Here is a 24794-nt window from a genome sequence, read left to right as displayed (position 1 = left end):
ACCTCGACGTCACCCATGAGCGGGCGTCGAGGTGTAACCCATGTCCTGGCACACCTGTTACCTATGTCTCCGGTCTATACACTTGTCCAAATAAAAGTCACCAAAACAAAAGACACCCTGTCTTGCGCCGATGCTACGCATCGGTGCCCTGCGCGGCTCCGGCCGAAAGAGGACAGCCGGAAACTCGCCGCGCTACGCGCGGCTCAGACATCCGGCTGTCTTTTTCTCTTTCGGCCTACACTGCTCGGCGCTGCGCCCAAGGGACCCAATACAGGCAAGCTCGCTGTCGCTCGCTCAAGGTCGCGTTCCTTAACGTCCGCCTGCGCATCCGCCGAAGCCAACGAGAACCACGTCGCGTGTTGGATTTCGGCTAACACGGCAAAGGCGACTCTTGCTGCGCGCTTGGCGTCTGTATTCAGGCCCGTTGCACGGCGACGGAGACACGGAGTGGCGACGGGTGTCCGGCGCACCGCGCCGGTGCGGCCAGCCTGTTTGAGCGTCGCCAAAGCGACGCGAGTTCTGGCCGCATCCCGTCGCCGCTGCGTGTCGGAGTGAACCGGCGCTTTGCGCCGGCGCTGTGCCCGGGTGTCCTTTTCCTTTGCTTACTTTCTTTTGGACAAGCAAAAGAAAGTGAGTCGCACTGCAGTGCGAAATCATAGGTCCGAAAAACTCGTGGAAGGACCAAAATACTCGTAGCCCAAATCAACCGTTATCGAACCGGCAACCGGGACGAGCTAATACATCAGCCCACTAACCACAGCGCCAAGGATCAAACAAGTCCAGACACCAACAGCATGCCTGCTGCGATTTGGACGCCGCGCCTGAAACCGCAAACCAACGGTCTGCAAACCCAACCGGGATCCACACACCGAACATGCGACCATACACGCGTGATCGATCTCCACGCCCACTCCACCTGCTCCGACGGCCGCCTGACGCCGACCGCGCTCGCCGCACGCGCAGCCGAAGCCGGCGTGACGACCTTCGCGCTCACCGATCACGACACCGTCGACGGCCTCGACGAGGCCCGAACCGCCGCCGATACGCACGGCATGACGTTCATCAACGGCGTCGAAATTTCGGTTACCTGGCAGCGACGAACCCTGCACGTCGTCGGCCTGGCGTTCGACAGCCGCAATCCATCGCTGGTCAACGGTCTGGCGACGCTGCAAAAGGCGCGGCGCGATCGCGCGGCACGCATCGCAGCCAAGATCGAGAAGCTCGGCGTTACCGACGCAATGGCCCGTGCACAGGCAATGGCCGGCGACGGCCAGATCACACGACCGCATTTCGCCCGCCTGCTGATCGAGGACGGCATTTGCCGTAACAACCACCAGGCATTCAAGAAACATCTGCGGCCGGGCCGCGATGCCCATGCCGCGATCGAATGGGCCGCACTGGAATCCGCGATCGGCTGGCTGCATGCAGCCGGCGGCATTGCCGTACTCGCTCATCCGTTCGGCTACGGCTTTTCGGGTGCCTGGCGCCAGCGCGCGATCGCGGCCTTTGCCGACGCCGGCGGCGACGCACTGGAAATCTGTACCGGGACCACGGATCGGCAGCAGGAAGTCACCGCCGCGCGCGACGCCGCGCAGCACGGGCTCGTCGGCTCGGTGGGTTCCGATTTCCATGCGCCGGAACAATTCTGGCTCGGGCTCGGCCGCCTGCGCGCCCTGCCCGCAAATACGCAACCGATCTGGAGGGACCCGCGCTTCTCTGAAGCGCCAAGCGACGCGTCGCAGCTTAGAAGCCGAAGAGGTAGCCAAGATGGCATGGATGACGCTTTGTCTTGAATACCTCCTCGCGCCCACGTCATTAACCGCGTTCGATACGGTCCCCCGTTAAATCGTCGATACGCGACGGTCGGCCAGCCGGACATCGGAGGCCGGCTCCGTGCCAGCGTATGACGCGCTCGAGCAAACCGAGGCAACGATCCGACGTACACCTGTGCATCGACGCGGCGCCCTGTCATTCAGGGCTTGCCCCGTGGACCGGATTGAGGAGCCGCTTGAAAAAGAACTGGCGTTACACTTTTTCCAAAACCGACGCCCGGGGCCGCCAGGGCATCGATCTCAAATGCGTCTTACCACTGATAGCTCAGCCGGGCCGTGATCTCGCGCCCATCGTTGTAGAAGTCCGAGGTGCCGGAGCCCACAACGTGTTGTTCGTCCAGCAGGTTGCGCACATTGACCGTGATATCGGTGTTTTCGCTCAACACATGAGTCAGCGCTGCATCGAACAGAGTCGCCGCGTCGCTCTCGTTGGTGTTGGCCGCATCGAAGTAGTAAGAGCCGGTATAGCGGGCGCCGAGACCGAAACTCGTGTCGATGCGCGGCACGCTGTAGAACGCCCAGAGCTTGGCGGTATGCTCGGGGGCGATCGCGGGTTCGTTGCCTTCGAGCGATGTCCCGTCGCGAAGCGTGCCGCGAATCACTTCCGCATCCAGATAGGAATAACCGCCGGTTACGCTCAGATTAGCCGTCAGCTCGGCCTTGGCTTCGAGATCGAGACCCCGCGCACGGGATTCACCGATGGTCTCGCGCTCGATGACCCCGCTGTCCTGGACCACGGCGATCGTGATGTCTTCCCGACTCAGATCGTAGATCGCAGCCGAGAACAGCGCGTTCATCCCGCGCGGCGCATATTTCACGCCGATTTCGTACTGCTCGCCGCGCTCGGGCTCGACGCCAATGGTCGGCGGCGCGACCGACTCCACCTGGCTGATATAGGCAGACAATTGCTCGGTGAACTTGTAGGTAAGCGCGCCACGAACCGAGGTTTCGGAGAAATCATCCGACGTACGCACACCGCTTAAATCGGTACTCGCCAGGTCCAGCCAGTCGTGGCGGATACCCGCCGTGGCCACGACACGATCGTAGAACGACAGATTCTGGGTGGCGAAAACCGACTGGGTCTTGAAGTCCTGATCGTTGGCGCTGAAGACCGTGAGGTTTTCCGGCGCGCCCCCGAATTCGGGATCGGCGATATCGATTGGATCCGCATTGCCGTAGATGGAACTGTCTTCGGTGGACGCGTCCCGGTACTCGACGCCGGCCAGCGTGCTGCTGTCGATATGATCGAAACTGATGTCGTATTGCAGGATGGCGTTACCGATCAGTTCCTCGGCTTCGCTATCGGTGCCGAAATAATCGCGATCCACGACCGTACCGGCGCGCGCCGGGGAATCCGTCAGGTACACATAGCCGAAGTCGTCAGTCAGATCGCTGTAGCGCGCATTCGCCTGCAGCGTCAGCCCATTGTCGAAATCGTGCGTGAACAGACCCGTCGCGCTGGTGCGTTCAACATCATGGTAGTTGAAGCCGGGCTCGCCGAAGAAATCGTTGCGGCTGTACTCCCGGTCGAGTGGGTACCCGCCGCTGTTCGGCGTATTGTCCTGGTCCAGATAATCGAAGATGAACGTCGCGGAGGTGTAGGCGCTCGGCTCCCAGGTGATGCCGCCGAGCACGAATTGATCATCGTCTTCCGAATAATCGTACTCGCGCTTGCCGTCCTTGAACTTGCCGACGAAACGATACGCCAGGGTCTCATCCTCGTTGAGCGTATCGCCGACGTCCACGCCGACTTCCTTGCTGTTGAACGAGCTGTAGGACAGATAACCCAGGCCGAAGCTTTCGAACTTCGGCCGTTTGCTCACGAAGTTGACGGAGCCGCCCGGATCCGCCGGGCCGAACAGCGTCGAGTTCGCGCCGCGCAGCACCTCGATGCGCTCGTAGGCAAAGGGTTCCTCGCGCACGCCGCGCATCGAACCGAGGGTCAGGCCGTCGCGGTAGGTCGTGGCCTGGAAGCCGCGAATCTGGAAATAGTCGTTGCGATCGTCGGTGCTGTAGTAATCCGTGACCACGCCGGGGGTGTATTGCAGGACCTGCTCCGTCGTATTGGCGTCGCGCTGCTCGATTTCCTTCTCCGTGATCACGGAAACGGAAGCCGGCGTGTCCTGGATACTGGTGGCCACCTTGCCGCCCATCCAGAGTTCGCGGGCCACGGTGGTCTCCCGGTTATCGTCGGGTAGGACGCCAGCATTCACGATCACCGGCGCAAGGCGATACTGGGACGGGTCGCCGTTGTCCACCGAACCATCCTGCTGGGCCAGGCCGCATACGGGCAGTGCGGCCACCGTCGTGCCGCAAAGAGCCAGAGTCGTGATATGCGCACAACGCGCGCGTGCCGGCATCAGCCGGTTTTTTCCGTGAGCCATAGTTGACAATCCAAAATTTGAGAATCTCGTATCCCGAGGATTGGCCAAGCAGAAGCGGCTTGTACGGCTATTCAGACAGATCAAGACGGCCCCCTCGTATCCCCCGGCTGCGTCATCGAACGCGTCCCCTCGCGCTCAAGTATCGGTCTTAGACATTAAGCGGGGCTCTCGTGCGTGTCAATGTAATTACGAACGATTCTCACTAAGATTCTTTAAAACATATTGGAGGACGTCAACGCCCCACGACGGATATCGCTGCGAACACTGAACGATACGTTGTTAATTCCTGACTTTCTGATTTTGGTCGGAGGACCGGCGCGTGCGTCTGTGAAGTCGTTGCTGGCTACTACGCCGAGCCGGCGGCCCTGCCCTCTTCTTATGTTTCGGTTTACGTTGGCATCGCCGACCCGCTGCGCCCTGCTGGCTTCGGGTGAGAGGGTCGAGCACGCGGCGATGCGCGCTCGACCGACCCCCTGTCCATGCCTTGTCTAGAAATCCACGGTGGCAGAAAGCTTGAACGTACGCGGCTCGCCCTGAACGAGATAGCCGCCCTGGGCCGATGCCCAGTAGTTCTCATCGGCGACGTTCTCCACGCGCGCGCGCCACGTCACATCCCGGTCGGCGATCTCACTGCGATAGGTCAGCCCCAGGTCGAAGCGTGTCCAACCGTCGACCTTGAGATCGTTGGCGGCGTCCACGTACTGCGAGCCGTTACGAATGGCGCGCGCGTTGACCGTCCAGTCTTCGGTGTCGGGCAGGTCCCAGTCGCCGCCAAGCACGACCCGGTATCCCGGTACGCCCACGGCATCGTTGCCGTCGTTCGCCCCGTCCTGCGTGCCGGAGAGCTTGGTGTCGATGAGCGTCGCGCTCGATATCAGGCGTAGGCCGTCGACCGGCTCGCCGTTGAGCGCAACTTCGACGCCGCGGTTCGTCTGATCGCCGATATAGCGAAACACGCCACTGTTATCGAGCGCGGCATTCGGCTGCTCGATTTCGTAGAGCGCCAGGCTCGCGCCCAGACGCCGGGTGTCGTATTTGATCCCCACTTCGTTCTGCTTGGACTCGGCGATGCCAATACTCTGGCCGGCATTCACCGCCGCGGTCGGCGCGACTTCGCCCGGCTGCAATGCCTCGATGTGATTGGCATAGACAGCGACATCGTTGCGCAGCTTGTACACGACACCGTAGACCGGCGAGATCTTGTCGTCGCTGGGCAGGTTGTTGCGGTCGAGCTCGCCGGCATAGCTATAGTTTCTGACCTCGATGTCCTGATAGCGGGCGCCGACCGTCACCAGCAGGCGATCGTCCATGAAACCCAGCGTATCGGACAGGGCCACGCCATCGGCGCGGGTGCGGCTGCGTACGTTCGGGTCGTCGAGATCGCCGCCGGAGAACGTCGTCGGCGGATAATCGAGGTCCGCCGGATCATAAATATTGGTCGGCTGAGCACCGGCAAAGGTGTACGCCGTCGACGTCTTGCGGTAGTAGCCGGAGTAGCCGAGGTTGATCTGGTGACTGACCGGTCCGGTATCGATCTGACCGCGCACACCCGCCTGCCCGGCGAACGCCTTCGCCTCGAAGGGCACGCCCAGCCGGCCGGCCGTGGCACTGCCGTCGGTATCGGTGACGGTCGGCGAGGCGTATTCACCCAGTTCGTCGGTATCGTTGGCCCCCACGCCGCCGTAGACCGTCCAGTCGTTGGTGAGGTCGTATTCGGCGCGCGCCATGGCAAACACGGTCTCGAGGTCGCTGAATGTATAGCCGGGCGCATAATTCGTCGAGGCATCCGGCGCGTCCGGAACCGTGTCGAGACCGGCGCCGGTATAAACCACGGAACGGCCCCCGTCGATAGCCTGTTTCTGATAACCGACGTCGAGCGATGCCCGGGCACGATCGCCTTGCCAGTCCAGGCCGACCGAGGCCGACCGCGCGCGCCGGTGTTCGTCGTCGATAGCGGTATCGCCGCTGCCGTATTCCAGATTCACGCGCGCGCCGAACTGGTCGTCGTCGCCAAAACGGCGGCCAACATCCAGGGCGTATTCGCCGATGCTGTCCGACTCGTAGCCAACACGGGCACGGGTCAGCGGCTCGTCATCGGCACGCTTGGGTTCGAGGTTGATCGCGCCGCCGACGCCGGTACCACTCGGCGTTACACCGTTGGTAAAGGCGTTGGACCCCTTGAACAGCTCGACGCGCTCGACGAAGTTCGTGTTCACGATCTGGCGCGGCAACACGCCGTACAGGCCGCCGAACGAGACATCCTCGCCGCCAAGGCGGAAGCCGCGCACGACAAACAGTTCCGCGTAGTTGCCGAACCCGAACGTGCTTTGCACCGCGGCGTCGTTGAGCAGCACGTCCGCGACCGTATCGGCCTGCTGCTCGCGCACCAATTCGTCAGTGAAGCTCACCACGGAAAACGGCACATCGATGGCTTCCTTCTGGCCCAACACGCCAAGACGACCGCCCGAAGCAACCTGTCCGCCGGCGCGTGGCGCGGACAACGCATCGCCGCCGGCCAAGGCCTCGTCGGTTACGCTGATCGTGCCAAGCGATGCCTCCTCGCGGGCCGTGTCGGGTGCCTGCGCTGCCACCGTCGTGGCACAAAGCGTGCCGACGCACAACGCCATCCCCGCGCCGCAGCGCGCGTTGTCGATAAAAGTCATGTGTTTGTCCCCAATGGTAAGCAAAAGCCTCGACGCGACCAGCGGCTAACGCCGGCGCGATAATGATTGCGCTCAAATGCGATTGATTCTCATTTTCTATTGGAATCGATTCGAGCGCAACTGTCACGACCCCGGCGCGGCGAACCAGCTCATTGATTCAGCTGATATTCGAGCGGTCTTCGAGCGGCACCCGACGGTCCGCCGGCTCAATGTACTGATCGATGACACAACGGTCCGTCGCCTCGATAGCTCGACGGTATCTCGTGGCCTGATGTCGTCGCGGGTGATCGCACTGCGCACCGGGCAACGGCGCACGCAAACCGCGGGCTATCTATCGTGAACGCGCGGCGCCAGAGGCCAGAGGAGCCGAAGAAGATCGGGCCGGCGGGATAGCATCATCGCCACGGCGACGCCGGCGGCGCTGGCGAGCATAATCCACACCAGCACCGCAATGCTCGGGTGATCCGCCCGGATACAGCAGGCGCCGGCGCCGATCACCGCGGCCGTTGCGAGTACCCGAAGAATCCAGCGGGGTGGAGATCCAGCCGAGGCCGCAAAAACCTGTTGCCAATGACCGGGCTTGGCCAGCGCGAACCAACCCATGCCTGCCCAAGAGAGCACTACGGCCACCGTCAGCCAGAGCCAATCAGCCATGCACCATGCCCGTCCGGGATCGATGCTGGCGCGCCGTTTCAGCGGGCCGTGCAGCCATGCGTTCGCGTAGCGCCAGTTTGCGTGCGGCCCACATTGCGACCACGGCGCTCGCTATCAGGCTTAGGTCGACACCGGCCACCGGCCAGTACGGTTCCAGAAACACGGTCCGGATCAGATGGTCGCCCGTGGTAATCCAGTTCGCGACCACCGCAGTGGTGGCCACTGCCGCGATCGCCCAGCACTGTTCGCGCCAGGCCGGGTTGATGCGCACCGATCCGGCACCGCCGGCCCGTAAGGCCGCGTGCACCACGGCCAGCAGCCAGGCGCCCCAGAAAATGCGCATCTCCCAGGCGCCGCGGGCGGGCAGTTCGGCCGGCAGCAGCCGATTCCCCAGGAGCATCGTGACCGTGGCGACCACCATGCCGGTCACCGTGACCACCGCCAGCGCGTCCACGACGCGGCTGCCCAGCTGCCCGGACTCGGCGTGCTTCGTCTTGCGCTTTTCCACGAAGAAGATGAAACCGGTGGCGATGCATACACAGCCGAGCAGTCCGCCCACCACGTAGAGCCAGCGCAGCAGCCAGTGTTTGAAATGCTGCAGATGCAGCCCGGTGAGAAACGCGTTGATGGCGCCGACGCTAGAGCGCGGCGGCGCTTCCAGAATCACATCGCCGCTACTGGCGTCGAAATGGATCGCCTCGCCGACGAGTGCGACGCGATCGGTGCCCGCGCGATAGACGCTGACGTAGCCGTTGGCATCCCCCAGATGGTTGATCGTCAACAAGCCGACCTCACCGGCCATGTCGCGCTCGGCCCACCGCCGCTTGGCCTCGGCCACCATCGCATCCACCGACCCGAGCGGCGCATCGACACCGGCCGCCTCGTGCGGCAAGCCGGTACGTTCGGCCTCGGCGATCTCGTGGCGCTCGTGCAGCGGCTCGAGCAGGGTATGCGATACAGGAAAATAGTAGGCGCTCGCGAAGATGACGAGCCCGGTGAACGCGAAGAAGAAATGAAACGGTAGCGCCACGACACCGGTGAGGTTATGCAGATCCAGCGCGCTGCGCAGGGTGCGTTTTTGCGGCCGGAAGGTGAAAAATTCCTTGAAGATCTTGCGGTGCATGACCACGCCGGTCACCAGCGCCACGAGCATCGTGAACGCGGCAAGACCCACGATCCATATGCCCAGATTCTTCCAGTCCAGATGCAGGCTGTAGTGCATGGGGTAGAAGAATTCGCTGCCGATCTTGAGCTGGTCGTCCGGCAGTTTTTCGCCGGTACGCGGGTCCACCGTGGCCCAACCGTGAACATGCAGATGGTCATCCGTCGGATCGAGGGGTTCGTTGGGTATGCCGAATTCGCCGCCGACGCGCAGCACCGGATCACGATGCGTCGTGTAGGCATAGAGCGATTCGAGCGTCATGGTCCCGGGCGGCGGCAGATCACCCACCACACGCTTCGCGGTGGCCGCCATGTCGATCGGGTGCGGTTCGAGGCGTTCGAACACCGGCTCGAGCATGCGATCGAACGACGGCATGGGCTGGGCACCGAAACGGGTGTCCGGCAGCGACCAGCGATCGATCTCGCGGTCGAAAACCGACAGCGCGCCAAAGAAAAAGCACGCCATCAGAACGAAGCCCAGCACCAGACCGAACCAGGTGTGCAGCCACGTCATCGCCTGCCGGAAGTTTGCGAACACGACCCTCCCCTCCCTAGCCAAGTATCGTCTGTTGCAGGCCCCAGGCGGCGCCGGTCATCAGGATGGCGCCCATTGCGAATACGGTGCCCACACGAACCAGGCTCGGCGCCACAAACGCCCAAAGAAACAGCCCCAGATAGACGAGAAACGCGCTCAGCAGTGCCAGCGTTTCGGCGTCATGGAAATCGAGCCCGGCCAGGAACAGCGTACTGGTAACCAACGCCACGAAACCCCAGGTGAAGGCATAGCCGCCCACCGTCGCGACGGCGACACGAGCCGTCAGGGCCCAGTGGCGCGACAAACGGATCGGGATAGCCATGGTTCGAACTCCGGCGCCTGCGATTGCGCTTTGGGCAATGCATGCCCTGCCACGCCGTCTTTGGGCATCGATTATAGAATGAGAACCATTATCATTTGTATCGATCAAGGGCGCAAGCGCGCGGGAATTGCGGGTTCAAAGGGTCGTTCGCGGAAAGGTCGGCGCAAAATACGCACTGGTAATCCGAGTATTGGCCGCGACACCAGCGTGCCGAGAATATCTTCAATACACGTCGCGCAGATAGCGATGCTCGGAGGCTAGCGTTTCCACATAGCGCCGGGCTTCGGCTTCGCTCATGCCGCCCTGCTCGGCCACGATATCGTGCAGGGCTTTGTCGACATCCTTGGCCATACGCTCGGCGTCGCCACAGATATAGATCACCGCACCCGCTTCCAGCCAGGCCCAAAATTCGTGGCCCTGTTCACGCATGCGGTTCTGTACGTAGACCTTTTCCTTCTGATCGCGCGAAAACGCCAGCGTAAGCCGACTGATCAGCCCGCTGCCGCGCCATTTTTCCAGCTGTTCCTTGTAGATATGATCCTTGGCTGATTCCGGGTTGCCGAAGAACACCCAGTTCTTGCCCGCGTCGCCACGCGCCTCGCGTTCCTGCAGAAACGCCATGAACGGGGCGATGCCGGTGCCGGGGCCGATCATGATCGCCGGATGGTCCGGATCCTTGTTGACCCGAAATTCCTGACTGGGCTGGATGTACATCGGCACTTCACCGTGGCGCGAAAGACGCTTGGCTAGGAACGTCGATGCCACCCCCTTGTAACCGCGCCCATACACGGCCGTCTTCACCACCGCGACCGTGGTATGGATTTCGTTTGGGTACTGCCGCGACGAGGAGGCAATCGAATACAACCGCGGCTGGAGCGGGCCGAGCGCATCGACCATGTCCTGTAATTTCGGCCGGGCACTCGGGTAGACCCGTACGATTTCCAGCAAAGTCTGGCCTTCTTCCACCCCGCGCTCGGCGAGCATGCGCAGATCTTCGGCTTCATCCGCATCGGTGGCGGATTCTGCCAGCACCGAGACGACATCGTCGCTGGGCTTGGTGATATCGACGTCCTTGAGCAGCACCTGGCGCAGCAGCTTGTTTTCGCCGTCGTGGGATTTGACCTTTTCCCCGCCGGAGGCATCGATATCGGCAAGAATGGCGTCCACGGTGCGCGGGTCGTTCTCAGGATAGATGCCCATGGAATCCCCGGCCTCGTATTCGATGCCGGAATCCCCGAGGTCGATCACCACATGGCGGGTGTCCTTGCTCGAGCCTTCAGCGTTGAGCGGCGTGCTCGACTTGAGCTTGGCCATGTAGGGGTTGTCGCGCGTGCCCAGCGGCGCCTTCTTCTTCGGCTTGGGTTCGGGTTTGGGCTTGTCTTCCTCTTCGCTCGCGCCGCCCTTGGCCGCCTCGTGCTCGGCCACCAGCTCCTTGAGCTTGCGTTCGGTTTCCTTGGCGCCCGGCACACAGCGGTTGAGATCCTCGCCTTCGAAGGCGATGGCTTCTGCATAGGTCTTGCAAAGATAGCCACACTGTCCGCAGTCGAGCTGGGCCATGGCGGCCATGAGCTGGCGTTCATGCGGCTTGCCTTCGGCGAGCTCCATACGCTCGTCCATCTCCAGGCCCGGATCGTGCCAGGGGAAGGATTCCTTGGCCTCACCGCCGCCCTGCTCGGCGCCACCGAGCGAGCCTTCCCAGCCGGCCAGCGCCGATATCAGGCCGTTGAGCCACTCGCGCTGTTCGGCCTCGAACGGCGCGTCTTCGGGAATCAAATCGACTTGTGTGGGCATGGGGTTACCTCGTTGTGTTTACGAGAGCGTTCTTTGTTTTCCGCAGATCTACGCAGATTCACGCAGATCAATACCGGGAGAAAAATGAGATGAAGCCGCAAATCGGCGCTAACTAGCGCAAATTACATATCCGGTCGTACCGATTCTCGATCTCGGACTGTCTTCATCTGCGTAAATCTGTGTCGATCTGCGGTTAAATGTCTTAAAGGACTCGGCCCTCAAGCCGTTGTCTGCTCATCGGTTTCAGAATCGGAATCCTCGGGCCTACGGTCATAGTCATCCGTCGCGGCTTCGTCGCGCTCGGTTTTGACCTCTTCCGGCGTATCGGCCTGGGCCTCGGCTTCGGAATAGGCTTTTTCCTCGGATTCGGTTTGCGCCACGGCTGCCTTGTCCGAGCGCTGGGCGAGGCGCTCTCGCAGCTCGTCGATGTCCTGGCGGCGTGCAAAGGCAACGAAGCGCTCGCCGTCGTGGCGCTCTTCCAGATACAGACCGAGCAGATTTTCGAGATAGGCGTTCAGGTGTACGACCGGAATCGAGCTTGCCAGCTCGCGGGCGATACCTTCCTCGCTTTCGTAGCCGCCGCCGATATAGACATGGAAACCATCGACCTGATCGGCCTCTTCCGGATCGTCGGCGTCCGGGTCGGCCACGCGCGCACCGAGCAGGCCGATATCGCCCACATAATGCTGGGCACAGGAATTCGGACAGCCGGTCATATGGATATTGAGCGGCTCGTCGAGATCCAGCTTGGCTTCGAGATGGTCGACCAGCTTGAGCGCGTTGCCCTTGGTTTCGGCGTTGGCGAACTTGCAGCCAAAGCTGCCGGTACAGGCCACCATGCCGGTACGCGCGGGGCTGGCGTTCACATGCAGGCCGAGTTGCTCGATACCGCTGACCAGCGCGTCCATGTCGGACTTGTCGACGTTGCCCAGCACCAGGTTCTGCCAGACGGTGGTACGCATCTTCGAATCGGCATAGCGATCGGCCAGATCCGCCAGACCGTGCATCTGTTTCACGGTGAGCTTGCCAACCGGCAGCACGACGCCAGCGTACTGTTTATTGTCGCCGTGGTCGTGAATACCGATATGGCCCGCTTTTTCGACCGGGTGCCGGGCTTCGCAGCGCGACAGCGGATAACGCCGCAAAGTGAACGGCAGCTGCTTCTGGACCTCGCGCATGAACTTGTCGAAGCCCCAGCGATCGAGCACATATTTCAACCGGGCCTTGTCACGGCTGGTGCGATCCCCGTTGGCCAGGAATACGTGCAGCACCGCATGGGCCACGGGCACGCATTCCTCCGGCTTGAGCATGACGCCGGTATCGCGGGCGAAATCCTTGTGCCCGGTAATGCCACCCAGCCCCATCCGGAAATACGGCCGGCGTGGCAGCGGGCCGTCGGCTTTCGGCAGCACCGCCGAAAAACCGATGTCGTTAGTGCCTTCCAGCGCGCTGATACGCCCCCCGCCGTCGAACGCGATATTGAACTTGCGCGGCAGCCCGTAGAGCTCGCGATGATTGAGGATATGGTGGTGCATCTGCTTGCAGTAGGGCGTGACATCGATCAGCTCGTCCGGATCGATGCCGGCCAGCGGGCTGCCGGTGATGTTGCGGATGTTGTCGCCACCCGAGCCCTGCACGATCAAGCCGACGTCGGCCAGGCCGCTGAGTACGTTCACCGGATCCTTAGCACCGATCTCGCGAATCTGCAGATTGGCGCGCGTGGTGACATGGGTATAGCTACCGCCGTAGGTTTCGGCCAGATCCGCCACGGCCCGAAACTGGTGGGACGAGAAAATACCGCCCGGCATACGCAGCCGACACATGTAACTGTCCTGATTGGGCGCGACATAGAACATGCCGCGCCCCTTCATCAGGAAGACGTCTTCGCCCTTGGGGTATTCGCCGGCGTTGGCCAGCTGCACCATCTCGTCCCACATGTCGTTGGGGTTGAGATCGGCCTTGGCCTGTTCCTGGCTGGTCAGCTCGCCGCCCATCGCCTGGGCACGAATGCGCGCCTGCGAATGAAAATCGTCGGGGCGCAGGCGCTTGCCGGTGGTCAGCCCCGTCATGCCGGGCACGCCGCGGGCGATATGCAGCCCGGCGGTCACGCCCTTGAGATAGCGCTGCTGTTCTTCGTCGAAACTCTGGTCGGTCATGTTGGGCTCCGAATCGTTAAATCACGAGTCGTGTTCTTGAAGGCGTCATCCGCGGATCAACGCCGGTCTACGCAGATAAAGGACGCAACCGACCGCGAATGTCGGTTCGCGAGGATCGATTGAATTCGTTCGCGGGCAAGCGATGAACGAAGAAATCGTCCGCAAATGAACGCGAATAAACGCGAATGGCACAGCGGCTGTAAGAACCCACCGGCCGCGAGCGCAACAGGGCGTTCCGGACGACCATCCTTTCTTCTACAAAAACTTTTCCATCTGTTCTCATCTGTCCATTCGCTCGCGATGGTTCTCGTCTTTCCTGTTTTATCTGCGTAAATCTGTGTCGATCTGCGGAAAAACGTCTTTTATTTAATCCACTTGGACGGTGGCGTCTGCTAATAAACACCCTTGTCGTCATTCTTCGCCCGCTTCGGCAATCAGCGCGGCGATTTCGGGCTTGCAGGAACCACAGTTCGTGCCCGCGTCGAGCGCCTTGCCGACGGCCGCAACTGAACCCAGCCCCTGTTCGTTGATCGCGCGCAGAATCGTGTTGCGGCCCACGCCGAAACAGGAGCAGACCTGCGGGCCCGGATCGGCACCCGGGTCAGCGGGCCGGCCAGCCAGCAGGCCGATACGCTCGGCCTCGTCGACCGGTTCGCCGGTGAACAGCCCGGCCAGCCAGCTGCGTTCGGGCAGTGCAGCCGGCTCGGGGGCGACGAATACACAGGCTTCGATATGCCCGGCATCCATATGCGCGGCGCGATAGTGGCCGGCTTTCGCGTCCGCGGCCTCCATCCAGTCGGCCGTGCGCCCGCCCACGCCAATCCAGCTGCGTGCAGTCGTCGCCCAGTCGCCGGGCAAGTGCAGGCCGGCGACTTCGTAGCGATAGAAACGCTCGCCCGGCACCTTCACCCAGTAGTCGATGCTCGCCTCACCGGCCAATAGCAGCGGCCGGCTGGCCAGAATGAAGCCGTGCCAGGCAGCCTTGAAGGGCGCGATCGCGGCCGGCGTATGCTTGAATTCGGGTTCGCCCGAAATCGGGCAGACCGCCGGATTGGCCAGCGCGCCGACGCGCGCTCGCGCGGCGAACTGGTCGTTCCAGTGCATGGGCACGAACAGCGTGCCCGCCCGCTGCGCGCCGGTCACAATCACCCGCACATGGGCCTGGCCCCACGCCGTCGAGACGGTCGCGATCGCCCCGTCGACCACGCCGTAGCGTTCGGCATCGGCGGGATGTACCTCCACGAACGGTTCGGGAATATGGGCCGACAGGCGGGCCGACTTGGCGGTACGCGTCATGGTGTGCCAGTGATCGCGTATGCGCCCGGTATTGAGTGCCAGCGGCCATTGTTCGCTGACCGCATGGGCCGGGCCGCGCGGCGTGACCGCTACCAGATGCGCCTTGCCATCGGCGGTGGGATACACCCCGTCGACAAACAGACGTCGGCTGTCCTGTTCGGCGGCCATCGCGCCCACCGCACGCAGCGCCTGGGTGGCATGCACCGGCCAGCGCACGGGTTCGAGGGCGTCGTATTCAGCGTCGTCGATCTCGGCCAGGCCGTCGAGATTGAGCACGCGCTCGCCGTCATTTTCGAAGGCGGTCAGCGCGGCATGCTCGCGAAAGATCGCGGCCGCGCTATCGAAGGCGAAGCCCTCGGCAAACCCCATCCGGCGGGCCACATCGCAGATGATGTCCCAATCGGCACGCGCCGCCCCCGGCATGGGCAAAAACGAACGCTGGCGGGAAATAATGCGCTCGGAGTTGGTCACCGTGCCGCTTTTTTCTGCCCAGGCTGCGGCAGGCAGCAGTACGTGGGCACGGTCGACCGTATCGGTATGCCGTATGCAATCCGATACCACCACGAACTCGCAGGCCGCGAGCGCGCGCCGGGCACGATCGGCATGCGGCAGGCTCACCAGCGGGTTGGTGGCCATGATCCACACCGCCTTGATCTCGCCGCGCTCGATCGCCTCGAACAGCTCGACGGCTTTGAGTCCCGGTTCGTCAGCAATGGCCGGCGAGCCCCAGAAACGTTGCACTCGCTCCGCCGCGTCGAAGCCCATATGCGCGGCCAGCGTGCTGGACAACCCGCCGACCTCGCGCCCGCCCATGGCATTGGGCTGGCCGGTGATCGAGAACGCACAGGCGCCTGGCTTGCCGATTCGATCGGTCAGCAAATGGCAATTGAGAATGGCGTTGACCTTGTCCGTCCCCGCCGAGGACTGGTTCACGCCCTGAGAAAACACCGTCACCGTACGTTCGGTTTTTGCGAATAGCGCGAAGAAGGCGGCAACAGTTTCGGCGTCCACGCCGCAGGCTTCGGCCACCGCCTCGATATCGCCCATTGGCTGCGCTTCGGCGACCGCCTCCGTGGCACCGCGCAGATCGCTTTCGATGCCCTGGCCGGCCAGATAAGCCAGTAATCCGTTGAACAGGTGGACGTCGGTACCGGGCGCCAGCGGAAGATGCAAATCGGCCCCGTCGGCGGTCGCCGTACGGCGCGGATCGATCACGACAAGTTTCTTGTTGGCATCCCCTTCCTGCGCCGCGACGATGCGCTGGTAGACCACCGGATGACACCAGGCCGTATTCGAGCCGACCAGCACCACCAGATCTGCAAGCTCCAGATCTTCGTAGCAGCCGGGCACCACGTCCTCGCCGAAGGCACGCTTGTGGCCGGCCACCGCCGACGACATGCACAGCCGCGAGTTGGTATCGATATTCGCCGAGCCGATATAGCCTTTCATCAGCTTGTTGGCGACGTAGTAATCCTCGGTGAGCAGCTGGCCGGAGACATAGAACGCCACCGCGTCGGGGCCGTGCTCGGCGATGATCTCGCCAAAGCGCGTCGCGACTTCATCGAGCGCGTCGTCCCAGCTCGCCCGCCGACCATCCACCATGGGATACAGCAGCCGATCATTCAGGCCCACGGTATCGGCCAGGGCCGTGCCCTTGGAGCATAGACGGCCGCGATTGGACGGATGCGCATCGTCGCCGGCCACACTGACCGCATCGTCTTCGACGATGGCATTCACCCCGCAGCCCACACCGCAGTAGGGACAGGTCGTACGTGTGGTCACGGCGCTCATCACGCGGCCTCCGCGTCGATCGGTTCCTGCTGCGCTACATAGGCCTGGCCGAACAACAGCAGATCGCGAAAGCCCGATACATCCACGCCTTCGCGCATGAGTTTGAAATACCAGCCGCCGTCGCGGGTATCGCCATAGAGCACGACACCGGCGATACGGTCGTCACGCAGTACGATGCGCTTGTACACGCCGCGGCGCAGATCGGAGAACACCAGCGCCTCGCTGTCCTCGCTGTCGGAGAAATCGCCGGCGGAATAGACATCGATGCCGGTAACCTTGAGCTGGGTGGCAGTCACAGAGCCTTCGTATTGGGTATGGCCGCGATAGGCCAGATGATTGGCACAGACCTTGGCCTGATCCCACAACGGCGCGACCAGCCCATAGACGGCCTGGCGGTGTTCGACGCACTCGCCCACGGCATAGATACGCGGATCGTAGGTTTGCATGGTGTCGTTGACGACCACGCCCTTTTCGCAATGCAGACCGGCTTTTTTCGCCAGTTCGACATTGGGCCGGATGCCCACCGCCATCACCACGATGTCGGCCGCAAGCTCCGAGTCGTCGGCATCGTCGAAACGCAGGCCGGTCACCTGGTCGTTTTCGTCGCCGAGAATGGCCGCGGTCTTGGCGCCCATGCGAAACGACAGCCCGCGCTGGGCCAGCGAGTACTGCAACAGCTCGGCCGCACGCGGGTCGAGCTGGCGCTCCATGAGCGTTTCCATCAGATGCACGATGGTCACGTCCATACCGCGCTTGTGCAGGCCATAGGCGGCTTCGAGGCCCAGCAGGCCGCCGCCGATGACCACCGCCTTGCCCCCGTTTGTACTGGCCTCGACCATGCGATGAACATCGCCGATATCACGGAAACTGATCACGCCATCGAGCGTGTGGCCGGGCACGGGCAGAATGAACGGCGTGGAACCGGTGGCCATGAGCAGCCGGTCGTAGCCGATCTCACGCCCGGATTCGGAGACCACCATGCGTCGGCGCCGGTCGATATCGACCACGGCTTCGCCGGTATACAGGGTGATGTCGTGGTCTTCGTACCAGTCGCGACCGTGGGTTTCGATTTCGGCGAAATCCTTGTCGCCCGCGAGCACCGGCGAAAGCATGATGCGGTTGTAGCCGGCATGCGGCTCGGCACCGAACACGGTGATGTTGTAGCGCTCCGGCGCGGCGTCCAGCAGGTCTTCGAGCACGCGCACGCCAGCCATGCCGTTGCCGATGACCACGAGATCGAGTTTTGGTTGGGTCGCGTTATCGCTCACCGCGCGGCCCCTATGCCGGTTCCGGCGAATCGCTGCCACGAACCTTGATCGGGTCGTCGCCGGCCGAGGCCGTATCAAAGGCCGCTTTTTCTTCGGCCAGCACCTCGGCCGAGAAACGCACGAAGAAGGCGAAGAACGAACATACGATCACCGCACAGCCGAGAATCATCAGCCCCTGGCCGTAGGACAGCGATTCGCTCTTGAACAGAAAGCCGGCCAGTACCGCGCCCGCATTGCCGCCAGCACCCACGATGCCGTTCACACCGCCCAGCGCCTTTTTGTTCATGAACGGCACCAGACCGAAGGTCGCGCCTTCGGACATCTGTACGAACAGGCTGAACACGATCATGGTGGCGATAGCGGCGGCGAGCACCTCCATCTGCGAAAACGCAATCAGGGCAATGCCTTCGATGAACATGGCCAGAAACAGAAAGCGCACGCGCCCGTTCAGGCCCATGTAGCGGGCCGACAGATCGGAAAAGAAGCCGCCCATGGTGCGCGCGAAGATGTTCATCAGGCCGAACAGGCCGGCGATGAGTCCCGCGGTTTCCAGATTCACTTCGAAGTTGTCGAAGAAATAGATGGCGGCGACGTTGTTGATGGTCAGCTCGACACCGAAGCAGCCGGCATACACCACGAACAGCGCCCAGACCCGATAGTCCTTCGCCGCCTTGCGAAAGCTCGACCAGCCGCTGTTTTCATCCTTGGCCTCGGGGATCTTGCCGGCCGCGCGCAAGTCCGAATAGTTGCCGTCGGGCGCGTCCTGGGTGAATTTCCAGTACGCGATACCCAGCGCAAACAGAATCACGCCCGGCACCACCATGGCCAGACGCCAGCCCAGCGTTTCGCTCACCCCCAGCGATACGATAGCGGCAAAGATCAGCGGCATGACGATCTGGGTGGTCCCGCCACCGAGATTGCCCCAGCCCGCGGTGGTGGCATTCGCCGTGCCCACGATATTGGGCGCGAACATCACCGACGTGTGGTACTGGGTAATCACGAACGACGCGCCGATTGCGCCGATACACAGCCGCGCCAGCAGAAAGCTCTCGAAGCTGTCGGCAAAACCGATACACATCACCGGGATCGAGCCCAGAATCAACAGCGACGAGTAAGTCTTTCGAGGACCGAACTTGTCGCACAGCGGGCCGATGAGCAGGCGCACCAGCACCGTAATCGCCACCGAGGCGATGATGGTCGAACCGATCTGGGACTTGTCCAGCCCGAGGTCTTCACGCACCACCGCCATGAGCGGCGCGATACCGAACCAGCCGAAGAAACACAGATGAAAGGCCAGCCAGCTCATGTGGAAGGCCCGCATCTGTACCGATTTGAAATCGAACAGGCGGATGCGGGTCGCTTTATTGGCAAGTTCCATGATTCAGGCGCTCCAGCGGATGAAATCGGTAAGCAGAGACAAGGGGTTACACAGGCGCATCAGTGGGTCGCCGCGGTTTTTGGCATCCCTTCGACGCACGCCGCGAGGGGCGAATTGAGCGCCTGCAGACGCCGGTATAGCGCTGGTTCGAGGCGCGGCGCATGGGCTGTGAGGTAGGCCATGACGTCGCCCGGATCGAAAATTTCGCCGTCGAAAAACCGATCCGAGGCCATGGCGATACGCCGACCGTCGCTGGCCGCAAGCGACCAGGGCTGGCTGTGCGTGCCTTCGATCTTGTGATCGCCGGCCGGGCAAGCGATGCCAAGCGGCTGTACCGCCTCCCGATAGATGTCCGGGCGATACACGCAGTCCGCAGTCGCGGCGATATCCACCGCTTCGCCGAGCTGGCCCCAGCGCAGCATCTGGGCGATGAACCACATCGCATGCGAACGCCACGCAAACGTTGCCGCATGCCGATGAAACACGTTGAAAAACGGTGCCGGGCGCGGCGCCGCCCCGGGTTGATAGCAGAACCGCCCGGACAGGGTGCGCCGGATGACTTCCGCCGGCGCGTCCACATAGCCGGGCGCGGCAATGATGTCGGCCGCAGCTTCGCGGTTGTCGTGGCTATCCAGCCACGCCGCGGTACGTACAATCGCGCGCACCAGCGCGCGGTGGGTACGCGGATAGGCCTCGGCCCATTCGCGGGTGACACCCAGCACTTTTTCCGGGGCGTTGTTCCAGATTTCGTAGCCGGTGATCAGTGCCCTGCCCAAGCCCGCGCGTACCGCCATCTGGTTCCAAGGCTCGCCCACGCAATAACCGGCCAACCTGCCGGCGCGCAGATTGGCCACCATGCGCGCCGGCGGCACGACGATCAGGCGCACATCGCGGTCGGGGTCGATACCGGCCGCGGCCAACCAGTAGCGCAGCTGGTAGTTGTGCGCCGAGGTCGGGTGCACCATGCCGAACGTCATTGGCGCGAGCCCGGCCGCGCGATCGGCCTCGATCACCTTGCGCAGTGCCTGGGCGGAACAGGGGCGAGACAACGTCGCCTGCGAATCCAGCGCCTGCATGCGCTCGAACAACGCGTTGGAGACGGTGATCGCATTACCGTTCAGCCCTAACGATACCGCGGTGACCATGGCATGCGGCGCGGCCCCCACGCCGAGGGTCGACGCAATCGGCATACCGGCCAGCATCTGCGCGCCATCGAACAGACCGAGCGCCACCTTGTCGCGAATCGCCGCCCAAGAGGATTCGCGCGACAGGGTTACATCCAGCCCTTCAGCGGCAAAAAAGCCGGCCTCCCTGGCCATCACCAACGGCGCACAGTCATTGAGCGCGATAAAACCCAGCTTGAGCCGGGGCCGCTCCACGCATGGATCCACCGCATGGGGCATACGTCCGAATGTTGCTTCGTGCCAGTTGGTCATCGCTTTGCGTCCTTTTTCCACCCGCCACTGCGGGCCCGTTTTTCGCGCATAAAAAAAGCCCGGCTGCCTGCGTGGCGAGATGCGCCACGCGGCATGCCGGACTTCGTTGTCCTGATCGGGTTGTGTCGTGCGTCGCGATCGTTCGCGCTATCGCACTCGGGGCTTATCCAAGCGAAAACCGTGCCACCTAATACCGGCAGTGTGCGCTTCCATTTCAGTTCATGTACTTGCCCATCGAACGGAATGCGCCAGCCGAAGCGAACACGACGCCGCTATGACCCGCATCGACGTTTCGCAGTGCACAATCGCACTCTATTCGTGCAGCCGCGGCGTCACTCGTTGGCCGCATGAACCATGAGCTGGCGCGCGATTTCGGGCAACGGCAGTCCACGGTCCATGGCGGTCTTGCGCAGCCGCGTATAGGCCTGTTTTTCGCTGATCGCGCTGCGCTCCATGAGCAGGCATTTGGCGCGATTGACCACCTGGCGATCAGCCAGGGTTTCCCGGGTTTCGGCCAGTTCGCGCTTGAGCGACTCCATCTGTCGGTACTGACGCATCGCCACGTCCACGAGCGAGCGCACCAGCGCGGGCGAGAGCCCCTCCATGACATAGGCGCTGATACCGGCCTCGGACGCCTGCGCCATGAGCCGGCGATCGTCTTTCGAAGACAACATCAACAGTGGTTTGGGATAACGCTCGCCGAACGTGGCCAGATCCTCGAGCACGTCGCGCGAGGGCGACTCGGCGCCGACCACGATCGCATCGGGCGCATGGCGTTCGACCGCCGCATACAGATCGGCGTCCTCGTCGAGCACATCGACGACCTCGAAGCCGGCCTGCTCGATGACGGCACGAAGCGTCGACAAGCGAGCCGAATGGCGATCTACGAGCAACACACGCATGTCCGTGTCTCATGGACGATCCACGTCTGCATTGGAGCAACAAACGTGCCATTGGCGAGCGTCAAACTCGAACCACAACACGGCCGAGGCCCGCGGCCTAACGTGCATTTGCTTATCGATCACTCGCGGCCGGCGCCGCTCGCCCCTTTGGAGCGCAGCCCCGGCCTCGCCCCCGGCCCGGATCGTGGTTACCGACTACAGCGGCGCCATCGACACAGTCATCATTCCGCTGGTGAACTGGCTTTGCATCTACGAGCCCGACCTCAGGCCCGACGAAGCCGTGCGCTTCGACGCAGAATGAAACATGGGACTTAGCGCTGACCGTCACGCTCACTGAACGCGTGGCGGCTACCGCGGACTGCGCCGCCAGCGAGATTCATAACGAGCACCGAATGCCGGCGCACCCCGAGGCGCTATGCGGCCCAGACCAATGGAAAATTTATCTACGCGACCCGGGTGCTAAAGACTATCGTCTGATCGCTCAATGGAAAGCCTACGATCATGTCGATGGAGTTCCTCGAAGCGACGGCATCCAGCAATTATTCAATAGCGGTTGAACTCATAAGCGGTCATCGCGTCTTGGACGATCGACTGCTGAAAGGCGTCAAGACGATCAATATCAACCACATCAATCAACCGGTATTCGTTGGGCGAACCGTGATAGGCGTATTGAACCTCCAGCTGGAAATTCTTGTTGATTTTCTCGGGCTCTTGTTCGCCTTCTCCAAAGAAATCGACTCGATACAGTTGGTCGAACCCGCCACAGACAATCACCGGAAACTCAAGCACCGTGTTCGGAACCTTACCGCCGAACGAGGCATCTCCGGCCCGCCCTTGCATCGCGAAAGACGCGTGCAGTACTTGGTTGAGCGCTTTGTAAAACGGATCTTGCTGTTCCGACATCGCCTGCCCACCCTTGTGAGATTTGGTCTGGAACAATTTGGCCACGCGAAGCGACTCGTCGAGATAGTGGTGCACCACGATTTCCCGAGGGTCACTCGGAAATTGCCCCTCGGCGCTCACGAGCCGCCGCGCATTGTCTCTCTTCTTTTTCGCGAACCAGAACACGGTGAGGCTCGGCACAAACTTGCACTCGATGAAAAGCCGAACGCCCACGTCGTAGTTACCGATGCCAAGTCCCCGCGGACGTCTCCTCTTATCAGGCAACACCCATTCCGCCACGAGATCGACCTCGCGCGCCTTCTGGTGCGATTGATCCATGTAATACGGACTGATCGTTACTTCCCAGCCGTTATCCACAAACCAACGCGCGACACGGGCATGGAAGTTGTGGCCGCTGCCATCAATCAACTGACGCAGATCGTCGGATACGCTCATCGGCCCACTCGTTTCAGATGCTCAGCCTATCCTGTTTGCCCGGTCCGCAAGGTGCAAGCCTCATGACAGACGAACTCCAAGCCCTGAAAGACTGGGTCGAGCCCCTACTCGCCAAGCTCTCCCGCAGCGAACGCCGCCAACTCACCCGCCGCGTCGCCCGCGACCTCCGTCGCAGCCAGGCCCAGCGGATCGAATCCCAACGCAACCCGGACGGCATACCCTACGCCCCGCGCAAGCCCCAGAATCGCCGCAAACAAGGCGCGATACGACTCCGCGCCATGTCCAGTGAGATTCGCACAGCGAAATACATGAAGATCAAAATAGACAGCGACGGCCTCACCGTTGGCTTCACCGGGCGCGTCGCAAAGATCGCGCGCGACCACCAGGAAGGCCGAACCGCGATGGTCAACCGTAACGGCCCGCGCGTTGCCTACCCCGCCCGTCGCTTACTCGGCTTTGCTGGCGGCGACGTGGAACTCGTGCGTAGCAGCGTGCTGCGCCATATCATGCCGATCGACTAGCACGAACTTCTGCGCTATGGCGTGCTGCCGCCTGGCGACCTTCTTCGGTAAGCATGTACGTGCCTAGAAATTTCGTCACATAATCGGCTTTACATAAATCGTCGAGCCAATTAATGACGTCAAAACGGTTCAAGTCTTCGCCGGACATTCGAGACAACTCACGGCGAAGCTCCTCGCTATCCCAGCTACCATTCTCATGATGATGGGCGGCAACCACAAGTACGATCATATGGTCCTCCGTAAGTACACCGCGCTGTGCCTTTTTACGAGAAGACTGTCGGTGCTTTTTCACCCAAGCGATGGCTTTTCGTCCTGCGGCGACTAGCACTAACGTTGTGCACGTACCGAAAACAAGCCACAGCAACCATACCAATTCCGGAGGAGGCAACGGAAAGAGCGATTCCGATACGAAGTGGCCAATCAGCGGTATCCCAGTGCCAATACAAACCGCTGTGGCAAGCAAGGTTGATTTCTCGACCCGCTCGACGATTTTGTCCCAAGCCAAACCAGTCTCCCTTTATGCGCATACCCGCTGAACTTTGACAGAAATCGAGCGCCCGCTGTCAGTGCACGTCTAACAGCGCCCCCAACTCAAACACCCAACGCCCCACCGTCAGCATAGGCACATGCAAAGCCTGGCCGACGCCTACCGCCTCATCCATAACCTCGTGCGCGTCGGCACCATCGCCGACGTCGACACTGCAAGCGCCGTGCCGCTTCACGACGGCGACCTGCTCACCGAATGGCTGCCTTGGCCCGAACACCGCGCACGTACAACCGGCGACTAGAATCTGCCCACGAACGGCAAACAATGCATGCTGTTTAGCCCCGGCGGCGACCCCGCTACTGGTCTGATCGTCACCGGCATATTCAGCAACACGCACCCAGCGCCGTCCGACGATCCAAACCTATGCCGTCGTACCTACCCGGACGGCGCGGTCATTGAATACGACCACGCCGCGCATCGTTTGCAAAGCACGATCTCCCTCAGTGCGACGAGGGATGCAAAACTAACGTCGCCTTAAAAGGCAGTAGCGTAATCGCCTCGAGGCCGTGGCTATCTGGCCACGCGACATATCCGATTCCGACTAGCTACGGGTCTGCTGCCCTTCACCAAGCTAGCTTTAGATGCAGGCGATTTCTGATTGGATTGGTTTATCTAGCTGCCCGAGGCGCATTCGCCTACGGATGATTCGCGGCTGACGACGCTCACCCCCTTCGGGACCCGTGGCGCTACGCGCCCCGGTTCTCGCGAGCAGTGCTCGCTCGTCGAACCGAAGGGCTCGAACCCGGACCGGTTCCCCGCCCAGCATCCATAAAAAAAGGTTCATCGCAGATTAGCGGGACGCGGGTGTAAGAAGCGGCG

At 62.2% G+C, this 24794-nt stretch carries 20 protein-coding genes; 6 read left to right on the top strand and 14 right to left on the bottom strand.

Annotation, left to right across the window (positions count from 1 at the left end):
- The first annotated feature begins 890 nt into the window (after positions 1-890).
- The gene (locus T5B8_RS05800) at positions 891-1793 is read left to right on the top strand and encodes a PHP domain-containing protein (RefSeq protein ID WP_353177020.1); all 903 of its coding nucleotides are present in this window, start codon (positions 891-893) and stop codon (positions 1791-1793) included.
- Between the two features lie 290 nt (positions 1794-2083).
- Here T5B8_RS05800 and T5B8_RS05795 read toward each other — a convergent pair whose 3' ends face one another.
- Both T5B8_RS05795 and T5B8_RS05790 read right to left on the bottom strand, forming a co-directional pair.
- The gene (locus T5B8_RS05795; protein WP_353177018.1) at positions 2084-4216 is read right to left on the bottom strand and encodes a TonB-dependent siderophore receptor; all 2133 of its coding nucleotides are present in this window, start codon (positions 4214-4216) and stop codon (positions 2084-2086) included.
- Positions 4217-4704: 488 nt separating this feature from the next.
- Positions 4705-6879, bottom strand: coding sequence for a TonB-dependent receptor (locus T5B8_RS05790; protein ID WP_353177016.1), 2175 nt, complete (start codon positions 6877-6879; stop codon positions 4705-4707).
- A gap of 76 nt (positions 6880-6955) precedes the next feature.
- Here T5B8_RS05790 and T5B8_RS05785 point away from each other — a divergent pair, with 76 nt between their 5' ends.
- The gene (locus T5B8_RS05785; protein WP_353177014.1) at positions 6956-7219 is read left to right on the top strand and encodes a hypothetical protein; all 264 of its coding nucleotides are present in this window, start codon (positions 6956-6958) and stop codon (positions 7217-7219) included.
- Here T5B8_RS05785 and T5B8_RS05780 read toward each other — a convergent pair.
- The 10 genes from T5B8_RS05780 to T5B8_RS05735 form a co-directional block, all read right to left on the bottom strand.
- Entirely contained in the window at positions 7207-7533 is a 327-nt protein-coding gene (locus T5B8_RS05780) for a DUF3325 domain-containing protein (RefSeq protein ID WP_353177012.1), read from the bottom strand. The two genes, T5B8_RS05785 and T5B8_RS05780, sit on opposite strands and share 13 nt — an antisense overlap.
- Positions 7526-9232 (bottom strand): PepSY-associated TM helix domain-containing protein, encoded by a 1707-nt coding sequence (locus T5B8_RS05775; protein WP_353177011.1) that lies wholly within the window; start codon positions 9230-9232, stop codon positions 7526-7528. The genes T5B8_RS05780 and T5B8_RS05775 overlap by 8 nt, the downstream gene beginning before the upstream one ends.
- A 13-nt stretch (positions 9233-9245) precedes the next feature.
- A complete protein-coding gene (locus T5B8_RS05770) occupies positions 9246-9551 on the bottom strand; it encodes an iron uptake protein (RefSeq protein ID WP_353177009.1) in 306 nt (101 codons plus the stop codon).
- A 222-nt stretch (positions 9552-9773) separates the two neighbouring features.
- Positions 9774-11342 carry a sulfite reductase subunit alpha gene (locus T5B8_RS05765; RefSeq protein WP_353177007.1) on the bottom strand — a complete coding sequence of 523 codons (1569 nt, stop codon included), beginning with the start codon at positions 11340-11342 and terminating at the stop codon, positions 9774-9776.
- Positions 11343-11560: 218 nt separating this feature from the next.
- Positions 11561-13498 carry a NirA family protein gene (locus T5B8_RS05760; protein ID WP_353177005.1) on the bottom strand — a complete coding sequence of 646 codons (1938 nt, stop codon included), beginning with the start codon at positions 13496-13498 and terminating at the stop codon, positions 11561-11563.
- A 411-nt stretch (positions 13499-13909) separates the two neighbouring features.
- A complete protein-coding gene (locus T5B8_RS05755) occupies positions 13910-16585 on the bottom strand; it encodes a molybdopterin-dependent oxidoreductase (RefSeq protein WP_353177003.1) in 2676 nt (891 codons plus the stop codon).
- Positions 16585-17853: an NAD(P)/FAD-dependent oxidoreductase gene (locus T5B8_RS05750; RefSeq protein ID WP_502950780.1), complete on the bottom strand. Its 1269-nt coding sequence runs from the start codon at positions 17851-17853 to the stop codon at positions 16585-16587. Before T5B8_RS05750 ends, T5B8_RS05755 begins: the two co-directional genes overlap by 1 nt.
- A 10-nt stretch (positions 17854-17863) precedes the next feature.
- Positions 17864-19231 (bottom strand): NarK family nitrate/nitrite MFS transporter, encoded by a 1368-nt coding sequence (locus T5B8_RS05745; RefSeq protein ID WP_353177001.1) that lies wholly within the window; start codon positions 19229-19231, stop codon positions 17864-17866.
- A gap of 59 nt (positions 19232-19290) precedes the next feature.
- Positions 19291-20667 carry a CmpA/NrtA family ABC transporter substrate-binding protein gene (locus tag T5B8_RS05740; RefSeq protein WP_353177000.1) on the bottom strand — a complete coding sequence of 459 codons (1377 nt, stop codon included), beginning with the start codon at positions 20665-20667 and terminating at the stop codon, positions 19291-19293.
- 332 nt (positions 20668-20999) lie between these two features.
- The gene (locus tag T5B8_RS05735; protein WP_353176998.1) at positions 21000-21569 is read right to left on the bottom strand and encodes an ANTAR domain-containing response regulator; all 570 of its coding nucleotides are present in this window, start codon (positions 21567-21569) and stop codon (positions 21000-21002) included.
- A gap of 184 nt (positions 21570-21753) precedes the next feature.
- Here T5B8_RS05735 and T5B8_RS19985 point away from each other — a divergent pair, with 184 nt between their 5' ends.
- Positions 21754-21870 (top strand): phage tail protein, encoded by a 117-nt coding sequence (locus T5B8_RS19985; protein ID WP_502950779.1) that lies wholly within the window; start codon positions 21754-21756, stop codon positions 21868-21870.
- A gap of 242 nt (positions 21871-22112) precedes the next feature.
- Here T5B8_RS19985 and T5B8_RS05730 read toward each other — a convergent pair whose 3' ends face one another.
- A complete protein-coding gene (locus T5B8_RS05730; RefSeq protein WP_353176996.1) occupies positions 22113-22907 on the bottom strand; it encodes a hypothetical protein in 795 nt (264 codons plus the stop codon).
- A 62-nt stretch (positions 22908-22969) separates the two neighbouring features.
- Here T5B8_RS05730 and T5B8_RS05725 point away from each other — a divergent pair, with 62 nt between their 5' ends.
- Positions 22970-23428: a phage virion morphogenesis protein gene (locus tag T5B8_RS05725; RefSeq protein ID WP_353176995.1), complete on the top strand. Its 459-nt coding sequence runs from the start codon at positions 22970-22972 to the stop codon at positions 23426-23428.
- Here the strand turns inward: T5B8_RS05725 and T5B8_RS05720 are convergent.
- Entirely contained in the window at positions 23412-23933 is a 522-nt protein-coding gene (locus T5B8_RS05720; RefSeq protein ID WP_353176993.1) for a hypothetical protein, read from the bottom strand. The genes T5B8_RS05725 and T5B8_RS05720 overlap by 17 nt on opposite strands.
- 121 nt (positions 23934-24054) lie before the next feature.
- Here T5B8_RS05720 and T5B8_RS05715 point away from each other — a divergent pair, with 121 nt between their 5' ends.
- Complete coding sequence (locus T5B8_RS05715) at positions 24055-24216, top strand: hypothetical protein (RefSeq protein WP_353176991.1); 162 nt, start codon at positions 24055-24057, stop codon at positions 24214-24216.
- A 3-nt stretch (positions 24217-24219) separates the two neighbouring features.
- A complete protein-coding gene (locus T5B8_RS05710) occupies positions 24220-24453 on the top strand; it encodes a phage baseplate assembly protein V (protein ID WP_353177338.1) in 234 nt (77 codons plus the stop codon).
- The last annotated feature ends 341 nt before the right edge of the window (positions 24454-24794 follow it).

It is taken from the genome of Salinisphaera sp. T5B8, from assembly GCF_040361255.1.
In the GTDB taxonomy this organism is placed as follows: Bacteria; Pseudomonadota; Gammaproteobacteria; order Nevskiales; family Salinisphaeraceae; genus Salinisphaera.
This window is presented reverse-complemented; position numbering and strand designations above follow the sequence as displayed.